The sequence below is a fragment of the Spirosoma oryzicola genome (genome assembly GCF_021233055.1).
Lineage (GTDB): Bacteria > Bacteroidota > Bacteroidia > Cytophagales > Spirosomataceae > Spirosoma > Spirosoma oryzicola.
The window spans coordinates 78,803-92,399 of sequence record NZ_CP089538.1 but is presented as its reverse complement, the minus strand read 5'-3'; the positions used below and the strand labels follow the sequence as shown (position 1 = coordinate 92,399).

General features: G+C 47.5%; 8 protein-coding genes. 6 read left to right on the top strand and 2 right to left on the bottom strand.

The genetic code is table 11. The features are described 5' to 3' along the window. The first annotated feature begins 42 nt into the window (after positions 1-42). The 6 genes from LQ777_RS00335 to LQ777_RS00310 all read left to right on the top strand — a co-directional run bounded on the left by LQ777_RS00335 (position 43) and on the right by LQ777_RS00310 (position 11,435). On the top strand, positions 43-5,067 hold the full coding sequence (locus tag LQ777_RS00335; RefSeq protein WP_232560535.1) for a hypothetical protein: 5,025 nt from the start codon (positions 43-45) through the stop codon (positions 5,065-5,067). A gap of 515 nt (positions 5,068-5,582) precedes the next feature. Beyond that, positions 5,583-6,083 carry a response regulator transcription factor gene (locus LQ777_RS00330; RefSeq protein ID WP_232560534.1) on the top strand — a complete coding sequence of 167 codons (501 nt, stop codon included), beginning with the start codon at positions 5,583-5,585 and terminating at the stop codon, positions 6,081-6,083. A 336-nt stretch (positions 6,084-6,419) separates the two neighbouring features. Then, on the top strand, positions 6,420-7,664 hold the full coding sequence (locus LQ777_RS00325; RefSeq protein WP_280059684.1) for a sugar transferase: 1,245 nt from the start codon (positions 6,420-6,422) through the stop codon (positions 7,662-7,664). Between the two features lie 73 nt (positions 7,665-7,737). Then, positions 7,738-9,198 carry an O-antigen ligase family protein gene (locus tag LQ777_RS00320; protein ID WP_232560533.1) on the top strand — a complete coding sequence of 487 codons (1,461 nt, stop codon included), beginning with the start codon at positions 7,738-7,740 and terminating at the stop codon, positions 9,196-9,198. A 130-nt stretch (positions 9,199-9,328) separates the two neighbouring features. Next, positions 9,329-10,189 (top strand): glycosyltransferase family 2 protein, encoded by an 861-nt coding sequence (locus LQ777_RS00315; RefSeq protein ID WP_232560532.1) that lies wholly within the window; start codon positions 9,329-9,331, stop codon positions 10,187-10,189. A gap of 28 nt (positions 10,190-10,217) precedes the next feature. Further along, positions 10,218-11,435: a glycosyltransferase gene (locus LQ777_RS00310; protein ID WP_232560531.1), complete on the top strand. Its 1,218-nt coding sequence runs from the start codon at positions 10,218-10,220 to the stop codon at positions 11,433-11,435. A gap of 31 nt (positions 11,436-11,466) precedes the next feature. On the opposite strand, the gene LQ777_RS00305 is transcribed toward LQ777_RS00310, so the two are convergent. Together LQ777_RS00305 and LQ777_RS00300 are read right to left on the bottom strand one after the other, a co-directional pair. Continuing rightward, positions 11,467-12,339, bottom strand: a complete 873-nt coding sequence (locus LQ777_RS00305; RefSeq protein ID WP_232560530.1) for an alpha-1,2-fucosyltransferase — start codon at positions 12,337-12,339, stop codon at positions 11,467-11,469. 124 nt (positions 12,340-12,463) lie between these two features. Further along, entirely contained in the window at positions 12,464-13,216 is a 753-nt protein-coding gene (locus LQ777_RS00300; RefSeq protein ID WP_232560529.1) for a 4'-phosphopantetheinyl transferase family protein, read from the bottom strand. Between the last annotated feature and the right edge of the window lie 381 nt (positions 13,217-13,597).

Genomic DNA, 13,597 nt, shown 5'->3' with positions numbered 1-13,597 from the left:
GCCACCAGACGCTACGCAGACATTTTTCGCAACAAATCACGAATGAACGGCATCTACTTTACCGCCCGATACAAGCTGTATCCTAGCAGAAACTATGACAGGAAATCACCCTGCGCATGGGTTGCCCCGTTACAGACTATACTTCTGCTTGTGCTTTTCCTGTCGGTATCTCCTTCTTTTGGTCAGGCTGTCCGGTTTTCGGATAAGCCAGATCAATTTATGGCAGAAGTGCAGAAACTGATGGCAACGGGCGGAGCGGGAGCTGTTCGGGCCGGGACAAATCTACAATCGTTATGGTCCGAAAACCGCTTATCGGCTCAGCAGCAGGAGCGCGTTATGGCATTGAGTCGCAAAATGAACCAGAAACGGCTTCAGGCAGCCGCCCATTTTGCTCCACTCTACGAAGCCTTATACCAGGCCAGCAACAGCCAGCAGTCGGGCGGTTCGTCAGCCAACGTTGACGGTATCTTGACGGTAGCCGAAAAGCTGTTCGAAGCGAACGATCCGAAGGTCTTCGCCCGAAGTATGGAAACCGTTCGACGATTCATTGACCGGCATGAACTCTATGCCAGTAACTATAACAAGCTTTACGCACAGGGCGGTTCTTACCAGATTCGTTACGTAGACGCAGCTCAACCGGTTAGCACAACGGGTGTAGCGACGCCTGCCGACTCGCTGGCAGCCGCCAAAGCCGCTGCGGAGCGTTCGCGCTTCGACGGCTGGGACACGCCCGCTTCGTCGGACTCTACGCAGCCCAAAACGATAGGTGTTCAGTTTATTCCTCAGCGTCGGCCTATCCCACCCGTTTCGGGTGCGGTTATTTCGCTGAAAGATGCGTCGCTGGCGATTGTTGCCAATGGTGATTCGGCTACGTTGGCCAACACCAGTGGCGATTTTATGCTCAAAGACGGCGTTTGGGTCGGTCAGGGCGGTAAGTTTACGTGGGAGACCGCCGGACGACCGGACATATTTGTGACACTCAGCGACTATTCCATGTCGGCGACGAGTCCGAAGCTAGCCGCCGATGATGTGACTCTTACCTACCCGACTGGTTCGGCGAAGCCCGTTAAAGGCGTTTTTGAATACGTCAGCAAAAAGAAAGGTGGTCCGGTTACCTATCCGCGTTTTATGTCGTGGCAAAACGACGCCAAACTACCGGACTTAGGCACCGATATAGATTACCGCGGAGGGCTGGCGCTGTCGGGTACGCAGTTAGTCGGTGCATCGGCGAGTAGCCAACCCGCTCAGCTGACCGTCAAGTACAATGGCAAGCCAGCGTTTACGGCAACTAGCCGACGGTTCGACTTTAGCACGAGTGATACCACTACAGCTGGATTCGGTGGCACAACGGGCAGTGCAAAACCGTTGATTTCGGCTAATTCGGCATCCTTCGTTGGCTATGTCGATACCGATTCAATTACGCATCCATCCGTAAAATTCCGGTACGATAAAAATCAGCGTATTGCCTGGCTTGATCGTGAACAGCGCACCGACTACGCCCGCGTTCCCTACGCCGATTCGTACCACAAGTTTTACATTTTGCCGGAAGTGGTACGCTGGGACTTACCCCGCCGAAAAGTTGATTTTTATCAGGTCGGTGCTAAACGGGAAGTACCCGTTCGCTTTGAGTCGTTCGATTATTTTCAGCCACAGCGTTATTCGGACCTGACAGTCGATTACGGCTTTCATCCGTTGCAGATCGTAGCCAATTATATTTCGACCAAGAAGCAGCAAACGTTTCTCGACGATGACATTGTTCGATTTGCCAAGGTTAGTCCGGTTGCGCTACGCGGATCGCTGAACCGTATGGTGCTCGAAGGTTACCTTGATCGCGATCCGAGAACAAGCCTGATGCGCCTGAGCCGTAAAGGGTACCTGTACGTGCTGGCTTATACCGGCAAGCGCGATTACGACAACTTCCAGGTTCAATCAATTTTTGCGTCAAACGACAGTACCAAAAACGCAACCATCAACCTGGACGACAAGCTTTTGACCATTCGGGGCGTTGAGCGGTTTACCTTATCCGACTCGCTTAAAATATTCGGTATTCCTTCTGATAAAACATTGCGGATTGGCAAAGGCCGGGCTTTTACGCTGAATGGACAATTCAAGGCGGGAACCCTTCGCTACGCGGGCCGGGATCTAAAGTTCGATTACGACAAGTTCGCTATGAACCTCAACAAAATCGATTCGATCACCTTCTCGTCGCAGAAGCTGGCGGCTCAGGGAAAGGAAGGCGAAGTAGGGGGCGACATCAAGTACGAGAATCCGGGGATGGTATATTTCGGGAGTGCCGACAACAAATCGGGCCGTATTGCAGGGAAAAAGACCACCCAACGGCTGGTGATGCCGGAGGGGATGACCGTTTATTTTAACCAGCCCGTTCGCGGAGATATTACCTACAACCAGAAAGTTTATTTCAAAATACCGGCCATTGACAACGACAGCTTAGGCAAAGGAGACATTTCGTTTATAGGTACGTTCCATTCTGACGGTATTTTTCCGCCCTTCAAAGCCGAGTTGAAAACCATGCCTGACAATACGTTGGGCTTTGTGCATAAAGCTCCGGCTACTGGCTATCCTGTTTACAGTACCAAAAAAGGAACGGCTCCATCGAACGTGAAGTTTACGGGCGAGCTGGTCATGGACAAAACGGGGCTACGGGCAGAAGGTATCCTGAACCACCTTACTGCCAGCCTGAACACGAAAGGAATGCTGTTCATGACCGATTCACTGATCGCGTCCGGCGACAAAGGCGAGATTAAGGAAGGCCTTGTCGGCAAGGGGTATTTCCCGCAAGTGCAATTGAATAATTTCAGCATGAAGTGGTGGCCCAAAGCCGATAGTATGGTGATCACCACGCAGAAGAATAACTTTAACTTCTACGGAGCAACGACGAACCTGGAAGGTGGTCTGGCGGTACGGTCATCGGGCTTATTCGGTAACGGAACGCTCCGCCGGAAAGACTCCGAAGCCATTTCAAAGAGTATCAAATTCAACAAAGAAGGTTTTGTGGCCGACAAGGCTCAGTTCAAAATCCTGTCGGATAAAGATGCCAACCGGCCTATTCTCCTGGGTAACGACATCAACGTTGATTTCAACCAGACGAAAGGAATTGTAAGTTTGGCCATTAACAAGAGCACGACCCTTGATGATACCCTGGCAGGGTCGAGCGTTGAGTTTCCGTTTGCCGCTTACAAAACCAATATCAACCGCGCCCAGTGGAATATAAACGCGAAGACAATTGCTATGAAAGGCGACGTAAAAACGTCTACCTTCACGGCTACCGGAGAAGAGCAGGAAGGCTTAACATTCAACGGATCGGCGGCTGTATATGACGTTGAGAAAATGATGCTCAACATCAACGGTGTACCGTACATTACATCGGCAGACGCTCGAATCTATCCCGATAAAGGCTCCGTGGCCATCCGGCGTAACGGTGAAATGCTGGCGCTAAAGAATGCCCGCTTAGAACTGGATACGGTTAGTTTGTTTCACCGACTCAAGAACGGCAATATTCAGGTGTTGTCCCGCACCCGTTTTGCTGGTGATGCGACGTACCAGTTTGCAACGGCAAAAGGCGACACCGCCAGCATCAAGATGGGTAGCTTCGAGTTGAAAGAAGCGCCAACGCTGACCGCCGATACCAAGAAACCCACTCGAAGCAAACGCAACTCCTCGCAAAAGGCCGCAACCACCTACTTTACGGTAGCCCGCGCCGAAGTCGACGAAGACGACAATCTGCAATTAGCGCCCAAAATGCTTTACAAAGGGACAATTGCCATGCAAGCTCCCGAACGCGACTTATCCTTGGACGGTTTTATAAAACCCGCTCTCAAGAAGCGTCAGGATCTGATCAGTGGCTGGATTCCATTCAAGGAGAAAATTGGAGAGCGCCTTGAAATCAAAGTCGATAAAAACCTGAAAAACGAAGGCAATCAACAACTGGTAGCAGGTATTCACTTCCGAGTTGGTAACGCCGGTCTTTACCCAACCTTCCTGTCACCAAAAGAAGATCCGAAAGATGAGGACCTTTTTTCGGCAACAGGGATTATGAGTTATGACGAAAAAGACAAGGTTTACCGAATTTCGTCCAAAGGCAATGACTCACCAGCTGGACAACCAGCTTTAGCAATTGCTTCTGCCGACAGCGCAAGTCGCTCGGATAGCAGCGCAGCGAGTTCAGATGATGTTGAAAACGCCTTTACATTCAATGATAGCCGTGGCGTGATGACGTTTAAAGGCAAAATGAATCTGCTGAATGCCGGTCCGAACGAATACCTGCTGGCATCAGGATCGGCACGAATCAACATCGATAGCAGTCAATATCGGCTAAACACCCTGTTAGCCTTTTCGTTTCCAGTACCCGATCCGCTGAACAGCAGTATTGCCGACAAGTTGGTTAAAAGTAATCAGGAAGAAAAGAACGACGAAGCGGCTGACGACGATCTGAACCGGCTTTCGGATAAGTTACTTCCGCTGATTGGCCAGCAGGCGGTCGATGCGTACCGAACGAAAGCCCAGAACCAGCATGTGCCACTTAATCAGGCATCGCCCAAACTAGCCGGGATGCTTGTACTTGCCAATGCAAACCTGCGGTGGTCTGATAAGTTCAGCGCATTCTATAGCACGGGTCAGTTAGGCGTCTCGAACATGTCGGCAACAGATATCAACGCCCAGATGGACGGTTTCGTAGAAATCCGAAAAACGGCCAACGGTGATGAGGCTAGTATTTATCTGGAATCCTCGCCTGACGTTTGGGTTTTTTACGATTACAAACCAGGAAGCACCCCTACCGCAATCGGCCAGCTTGCCATCATTACGTCAGATCAAGAAATCAATGATCGGCTCATGGCAGGTACCAAAAACAGCGCCAAAGCAACGGTTGAAATCGTTCCTGCCACCGCCGATGAGAAAACGGCTTTCGTCGAGCGATATCTGGATCAGTACAAGACCAAAGCGAAACCTGCTCCCAAGCCTAAACCACAGCCGGGCCAGAAGGTAGTGAAGGAGGAAAAGAAAGAAGAAAAGAAAAAAGACAAAGAAGCCGAAAAAGAAGGCTTTTAAATTGGAGAGGGACCTTAAAGGTCCCTTTTTTTATGGGAACCACTCCCTATCGTTGAACGATGTGTAGCTGAACTTTGCCAGACCGGCCTTAGACACGATTCACACAGACCGAAGAAGGTGAAGCGTTGATGTATTCACTGCATCTGTAACAGTATTTTATTTGTTACAACTCTGCTTTATTTATAGCGTAGTAAGCGAAATTAAAATTGTATAAAAAATAGATGAGAGTCGATAGATGGCTTTGTGTTAAAATTTTACTGGTTATAAGTGACTCGCAAACAACTTCGATTCTGTATAATTGGTAGGCGTATAAACTAAAGAGGAAAACCAGAAAGTATTCTAAAAACCAAGCAGTTAACTATAAAATTACGAAGAGAAGAGTTATTCAGCGACTGCAAACCAGTAAATAGCAAACGAAGCTAACTATGGTTTTTTTTCATGTGTAGGTAACCTGAGGTGATGTAAGTAGTCTAAAACTTAGATCTAACCCCATTTGGAACTTAACGGCCAATACAATGAATCCAAAATATCATTTGCTAATCGTGGATGAAAATCCATACGTAGCTGATATTCTTGTCCAGACTTTGAAGACAGACTTTTCTATTACTGTAGCGAACACAGGTCAGGATGCAGCTCGGCTATTAATCCAAGGTCAGCGGTTTGACTGTGTACTTACTGAGCTTAACTTACCGATTTTTAGTGGTCTTGAGTTGACCAAACTTATTCGTATGAGTAAGCTGATCTTCCAGACGCCAATAATCGTTCTTTCAAATGCTCCTGACAGCAACACTCGTATAGAATGTTTAGAGCAGGGCGTTGACAGTTATATTTCCAAGCCTTTTAATCCCTTGGAAGTAAAAGCCAAAATCCACGCTATTTTACGCCGTTCGTCGCGGGATGAGATTCGTGAGCCAGCCTCCGCGCGTCTTCAGTCCGAAGACAAACCCTTCTGGCTTCCTAAATCACGAATTCTTTCTTTACTTTTTAGGGGCTCCCTCGCAACGCATAGTGCTTAACCTCTATGGTGTAGCTTACCTAGTTACTCAGCAAAACGTGTGCCAGCTTTACAAAGTCACCAAGACGTAGAAGCATACATCTTGCAGCTGAGTAACGCTTGTAGACTGATCTCTTGATCTTGCTGCGATAACGTTATCACACGTAGCAATGAAAGTCAAATGGTTACGTATGAATTCACGAATCGTCAAGAGTAATAAGTAGCAAAGAGCATGTGTTGTCTGAGAATACCTATTTCCGCTAAAAGCCAAACAATGGTCAACAACTACTGGTGAAAGTAAACAGAAGCTAACTCATCATTCACCTTGGAGTTAGCATTTAGGTTGGCAACAAAATACATGCCAAAGCCCGAAAGCGCGATGATAGATAGCCTGCTCAAACTGAACTTTGTGGATATAGCTCCCTTGCCTTACCTCCTTCTAATTGAGGAAGATGACCAGCTTGCTAGCCAAATTGTATCACTACTCGAGGAAATCTGTTCAGTCGTACGGTTCAAAAGCGCTCAGGATGCCCAGGAATGGTTACGGAATGAGCCGTCAATCGATCTGATTATATCGGATACAGATAATGGGCAGGCAGTAGCAACGATGGTAAGAAGTAGAACTTCTTATCGGTCCGTTCCGGTTTTGATGACCAGCTACTCCATCAAACCTGCCCTGCTCAAAACAGCCATCAACGCTGGTGTTACCGATATACTGTCGATTGATAAAGACGCTTATGCATTGCAGTCGCAGATACGCTATTACTTAGAACTAAACAAGCAAATACTATCGGCTCCCAGCAATGGCCGTTTGGTAACCAGTAGTCGCTTTGTTCTGCCTTGGTGGAAACGGGCAATCGACATTACCGTGTCTTTCTCTATTCTGCTTCTCCTGTCGCCCTTACTTGTACTGGTGGCAATCTTGATTAAACTTGATTCTAAAGGACCAATCGTCTATAAATCGAAGCGGGCAGGGACCAATTTTTACGTGTTCAACATGCTCAAGTTTCGCACAATGAGCACGCAGGCTGACCAACAGATTCGGGATCTGGCCTCTCAGAATATTTACGCAAAATCGGCTACTCAGAACCACTCCGATGATGGTGCTGACCTTAGAAGTGAATACCGCTGCGACGCTTGCCGACAAGGGGGTATAGCTTGCCAGCAGCCACTTTTCGATCAGGATCAAATAGTTTGTGAGAAAGTGTTTCTGCGGGAAAACGAAGAAGCCGCCAAGTTCATGAAATTCCGAAATGATCCGCGAATTACCCGACTTGGTTCCCTGCTTCGCAACAGTAGCATTGATGAACTGCCACAGCTTTTCAATATTCTGCTAGGCGATATGTCGCTGGTTGGTAATCGGCCTCTGCCTCTCTACGAAGCCGAAAAGCTGACCTCCGACGAATTTGCTCAACGGTTTGCCGGCCCCGCTGGACTGACCGGACTGTGGCAAGTTAAAAAGCGGGCAAAAGGTCAGGGGCCCATGTCCGATTGGGAACGTACCCAGCTGGACATTGAATACGCAAATACATTTTCCTTTAAAACGGATATGTACATTCTCTGTAAAACGTTTTTCAGCCTTTGGCAGAAAGAGAATGTGTAAAACGTCTGATTATTGATTTAACGCTGCCTTTCGTTGGCCAGCTCCAGAAATAGCCTAACAGTGAGACAACACCATGTTTGAACGAACATTCCTTCTTACCCACCAACTACGCGACACCCGCTGGCTTTTTACGCTTTTAGGGATTCTGATCGCAATGACCGCGGGTTGGCTCATTGGAAATTTCGGGCCATTGGGCGCGCTGATGACGGTGGGTTTGCCCGTAGGTTTGTTATTGCTTATCAGTATACTACTAGAGCCGAAGGTTGGCTTATTTGTGTATCTGAATCTAAGCTTTATGTTGGGTTTTACCCGCTTCATTCAAAGCGATTCTCCCCTCGGTTTAGCGATGGATAGCACGCTGATGTTAACGCTACTAAGCGTGCTACTGAATGCTAAACGTATGGACTGGAAGCAGCTTCGGTACCCGGTTTACTTTGCCCTGGTATTCTGGCTGCTGTACACAATTCTAGAACTTTTAAATCCTGAAGCGCCTTACCGGCCGGCCTGGTTTTATCACGCACGCGCATTCTCGCTGAACTGGTTCTACATGGCCACCATCATGCTGGTCATGCCGATTAAAAAAGAAGACATCCGTTTGATAATCAAGACGTGGCTTATCTGGTCTTTTCTGGCTGCACTCTGGGGATTTAAACAACAATATATTGGCCTGGCAGAAGCCGAACAACGGTGGCTGGCGGAAGGAAATGCGAAAACCCACCTTCTTTGGGGGCAACTACGAACGTTCTCGTTTTATTCCGATGCCTCACAGTTTGGCGCTGAGATGGCGAGTGCAACGCTTTTTTCGGCTATAAAATTTGCGGATGAAAAAAGGCTGGTGCATAAGCTCATTTATCTGGGTCTTGCCTTGGTTTTTTTCTGGGCTTTTGCCATTTCCGGTACGCGAAGTGCCTTTTTCGTGCTTGTTGCTGGTTTCCCTTCCTATTTAGTACTCCGCCGTAATATGGGCATGATTGTTCGGGGAGCTCTCGTTGCTACTCCCCTCCTGGCGATTCTTTTATTTACGCACATCGGCGATTCGAACTACCACATTTACCGTATTCGTACGGCCTTACATCCGAGCGAAGATGCTTCGTTCCTGGTACGTCTGGAAAATCAGCAGAAACTCAGGGCCTACCTCAAGCACCTGCCCTTTGGCGCAGGAATTGGTACGTCGGCCGATACGGGAGCCCGCTTTTCACCCAATCACTTCGCGGCTCAAATTCCTCCCGATAGCTGGTACGTTGAAATCTGGATTGAAACCGGTATTGTGGGCCTAACGCTTTATTTGCTTATGCTGGCTACTATGATTGGCTACGGCACTTACAAAGTCTGGCAGATCAAAGACCCTTGGTTGTTCAAGCTGATGACTATTCTTTTGGCCAATTTTATTGGGATAACGCTAATGTGTTATTCGAACCCAACACTGAGCCAATTCCCTACCTCTACCATGTTGTACATAGCTTGTATCCTGTTTACAACCTGTCATCGCTGGGATAACGTGACAGAGAAATCGCTCGAAAAAGTCATGGTCTGATACCGTTCACAATAGTATTCGTGCAATTCTCTTCCGGACTTGCTTTATCTATCAGAAGCAAGTCTACATAGCAAGAACGCTATACCCTCTATCAACGATCGTTTCACTATTTACACCTTCTCATTTAGCAATGAACTTGTTTTCAAACCCGAAATGGCTACAGCGCCACGAGTATCCTTACGCCAGCATCGATCAAGTTCCTCAATCTATTTTTGATGAAATCAACGCTCGGTTAGATAAGCAAATCAGTACGAAACCACTGGTTTCTATCATGGTGATTGCTTACAATGAGGAAGTTAATATCCTTCGTAGCATCAGTTCGCTATCGTGCCTGAAAACAACGATTCCGTTTGAGATTGTTGTCGTGAATAACAATTCAAAGGACCGTACTCAGGATACAATCGATAAACTGCACGTCAGGAAGTTCTTTCAGCCAATTCAAGGATGTGGTCCGGCCCGGCAGCTGGCTCAGGAAATGGCCGTTGGCAAATACATGCTGCTTGCCGACGCGGATTGTTTGTATCCCGTCAATTGGCTTGATGAGATGATGAAAAAACTTCAGCAGCCCGGCGTTGTCTGCGTCTACGGGCGTTACTCGTTCATTGCCAATCCCGAACTCCCCAGATGGCAACTTACCCTGCACGAAACGTTAAAAGACATCGTTGCCGAGTTTCGCCATTTTAAAAGACCTTACCTCAATGCTTACGGCATCAGCATGGGTTACCTTCGGGAAGCCGGTTTGAGAGCGGGTTACATGATGCACAATCGAACCTGGGGTGAAGACGGACGGCTTTGCTTTGATATGATGCCTTACGGTAAGGTTGTTCAAATGAAAACAAGTTCGGCGCGTGTCTGGACAGGTCCCAGAACGCTCATGAAAGATGGTACGATCTGGAAGGCGCTGGGTAATCGGGTGAGAAAAGAGTTAGACAGAGCGTTTTCTTACCTCACTCCTCAAGCACCACACGACACAAAGACTTCGGAAGACTAAACAGCGGGCCGTTCTTCATCACCAAAGCATGAATAATTTTGATAGCATCATCTGTGTCGGTCAGACGCCCTGGGAAGGAGACTTTCAAAAGGCGGTTGTGCAGTTGATGACAGAAATGGCAGTCCGACACCGGATACTATACGTCGATTATCAATATACCGTAAAAGATTGGGTGATGGGCGTAACCGGACAGCGAGACGTTCCTGTTCGGGAGCTGATGCGGCTATCAAATCCACTGACGAAAAAGGTAAGCGAGAACGGCAGCGAAGTTTACGTTTGGACACCGCCCCTGATGTTACCTATCAACTGGCTGTCAGCGAAACCGCACGACCTGCTTGTGGAATGGAATATTAACCGGCTGGTTGCGGGGCTTCAGCGCGTAATGCGTCAGTTAAACATGACTCGGCCTTTGGTCATCAATGGACTAAACCCGGTCTTTGGGTTACCCATGCTTAAGCGATTGAACGAATGTGCCACCGTCTATTACTGCTTTGACGAGATAACCATTATAAAGTGGATGAACCGGCACGGTAGCCGCTATGAACCAGCGTATCTCCGGCAAGTCGATGCGGTTGTTACGACTTCTGAGACACTGCGTCAGTCGAAGTCCTCAGTGCAGCCTAACACATTCTGCGTTAAAAATGGTGTCAACTTTGACCTGTTCAACCAAGCCCGACAACTGGTTGATTCGCAGCCAACAACCAAACAAGTAGTTGGCTATCTTGGTACAGCCGACGACCGTATTGATCTTGACCTGGTGGAATTCTGCGTTCAAACGATGCCTGACGTAACATTTCAATTTGTCGGCGAAGTGCATGAACCAGCCATTACCCAGCGTTTATCCAATTACCCAAACGTTGTTTTTACCCCGCCCCGGCAACCTGCTGACCTACCCCCTTTGCTGGCAGGGATGAGCGCGGCAATGATTCCATTCGTCTGTAACGACCATACTTATACCATCTATCCGCTAAAAATTAACGAGTACCTGGCGGCTGGCCTTCCTGTGGTATCAACACCTTTTTCGCTGCTCAACGACTTTGACGGCGTAGTCGAACTGGCAGCAACCAAGACCGAATTTTCGCAGGCGCTTCGTAAAGCCCTAGCCGATACTAGCGCCAACAAAGTTGAACATCGTATTGCAATGGCTAGAAACAATTCGTGGAAAAAGCGAGCAGAAGAATTTGAAGCGGTGATCCACCAGATCCCGGCTGCTTTCATACCCGATTCTGTGACAGCTACCCGCTAGTTTTACTTAAAAAAGGCAGTTGTGTCTCCGCTTAAATACGGCTCCAGTTTGCCGGTATAAGGTCTTTTATATCCCAGGTCGGCTTGTTTTTAAACCACTGCTTCGGGGCAATAACTACTTTATCTTTTCTGGGATTTAACCAGGCGCCCCACCAGCTGAACGAACTGTTGGCAATGATGTGATGGTGACATAACCCCATCAATTGCAAATCATCCAGGTCAGCTTCCGGCCCCGTATTTGTAACAAATTCGTGTGGGGCATTGATCGCAAGATTTTGCCGGACCCAATCCGGATCGTCACTAAAAATAAAAAACTTGCATTGGGGAAACCGATCTATTAGAAGCGGAATAGCTCTTTGGTAATAGTCGAGGCCAAGAAAACCGAACGACTGGCTAAACTCAGGATGCGTTATGTAATCCCCACGCCGAATATGAAGGGATATGGGAATAGCCTCCCGTTCAATCGCTGCCTTATACCTACCGAATGTAGAGCCGGTTTGCCGTTTGAATGTCAGCTCCTTTCGGATTGTATCAGCAGCGGTAGCAAAGTAAGTCTCTGACTGCCAGCAACCATCCAGTATAATAACTTTTGATTTAGCCTTTACTAGTTCAGGATCAACGTGAAATTGTTCTTCCAGATGAAATTCAACGAAAGGCTTTAATGTACGGTCTGGGAATAGCTTTGTTGCCTTCGATATGTACAGATACGGTGAGGTATCAAGCAGGCGATAGTCAATGCCAAAGGGATAAAGCTTAAACTTTCTGGGCGTATCGGTCTCGTATTCGTATTTGTAATAGCTCAAGTCAAAATAAAGCGATGTTTTATTCTGAAGAGCGAGACGTCTGCCCAACGCATACTGAAATAACTGATTTCCTAATCCGCCTGAAATTCTGGCAATTACCATGCCCATTAATCGTTAAAGTAAACTAGTTTGGGTCAATCTGGCTGTCTCTACCCTTGCGAAAAGCCCTTGTACCTTGTTGCTTGGTGACCGCTGGTCTCAAATTTTAGCGACTCCACTTATTGGACTAATTCTGAAGAAACAGGTTACTATCAACCGTATAAAATTTGGGACTTCCGGCACTTGGTTGATAGGCAACCGCAGCCTGATGATCATCGTCGACCCGAAAACTGGTGACCGTCCAGAAGCCGTCCTTTCCAGGTAGATCAACGCTCGATTGGTGCTCGCCATCCAACGAAGGGATTCGATAGAAATCATCGTCGATGCCCTTCGCGGTAGCTTTCACGAGCGCTTCTTTTCGTGTCCATAAACGATAAAATTCCTTTTTCGGATTGTTACTACCTCCGATAAAGGCTTGTTCTTCTGCGCTAAAACTGGTTGACAGGATATCTTGAAACGTAAAGTTGTCTTCTTCTTTTTCTAGATCAACGCCAACTTCGGCTTTGCTCACAGCCAGCATAATCCAGTCACCAGCGTGCGATACATTAAAGTGAACCGCACTGAAGCTCGCTATCAGTGGTTTTTTGTTTATGCCGGTTACGAGCCGAATAGTAGCCGGTTTCCGGTCCACCAATTTTCCGATAACAATCTTCGTTAGCGCACGCCCGTACACGAATCGATTTCGATCGCTTATTCGACGGAACCGTTCTGCACGCTCCCACTCGTCGGGTTGTAAGAGAGTGAGCAGGTAAGGGTTGACTTGCAGATCAGCGGGCAGAAACAGCCGGAATACAGCAACCTCGTCGCAAAATGAACAAACTGCCCATCCAGACCAATCAACAGTTTGTAAAGTGTTACACCAAACGGTCGTCGCTTTCATACATAGCTAAAGACTCCACAACTAATAACTTAATTACCCTATTAGATCTAAACGCAAATCATTTTAAATCAATGAATTAACTCTATATGAATTCTTCATTAAAAGGGTGACCCATGCCAAAAACAAAAGTCTTAATTCTAGAACAAGCTGAAACGGACTGTTGGATCGCCCACAAAAACGTCACTTCACCTTTTCATCACTACTGATGCGCCAATCGTCGCTAAAAATGGATGTCATACGAGTCCGTGAAAAGTAATACATGAATAAACACTTGTGATGGCACAACATAGTTAGCTTTTTTCATAAACCGAACTCCAGCTGCTTCGTCAGTTCGACGCCTAAGTATATTCTATACCTATCTGAAGAGCTTCGCACGCGCGA

What these genes read in the sequence shown, in the direction of transcription:
- LQ777_RS00335 (WP_232560535.1), top strand. Translation starts at nt 43, where the DNA reads ATGAACGGCATCTACTTTACCGCCCGATACAAGCTGTATCCTAGCAGA.
- LQ777_RS00330 (WP_232560534.1), top strand. Translation starts at nt 5,583, where the DNA reads ATGAATCCAAAATATCATTTGCTAATCGTGGATGAAAATCCATACGTA.
- LQ777_RS00300 (WP_232560529.1), bottom strand. Translation starts at nt 13,216, where the DNA reads ATGAAAGCGACGACCGTTTGGTGTAACACTTTACAAACTGTTGATTGG.
- LQ777_RS00310 (WP_232560531.1), top strand. Translation starts at nt 10,218, where the DNA reads ATGAATAATTTTGATAGCATCATCTGTGTCGGTCAGACGCCCTGGGAA.
- LQ777_RS00305 (WP_232560530.1), bottom strand. Translation starts at nt 12,339, where the DNA reads ATGGTAATTGCCAGAATTTCAGGCGGATTAGGAAATCAGTTATTTCAG.
- LQ777_RS00315 (WP_232560532.1), top strand. Translation starts at nt 9,329, where the DNA reads ATGAACTTGTTTTCAAACCCGAAATGGCTACAGCGCCACGAGTATCCT.
- LQ777_RS00325 (WP_280059684.1), top strand. Translation starts at nt 6,420, where the DNA reads ATGCCAAAGCCCGAAAGCGCGATGATAGATAGCCTGCTCAAACTGAAC.
- LQ777_RS00320 (WP_232560533.1), top strand. Translation starts at nt 7,738, where the DNA reads ATGTTTGAACGAACATTCCTTCTTACCCACCAACTACGCGACACCCGC.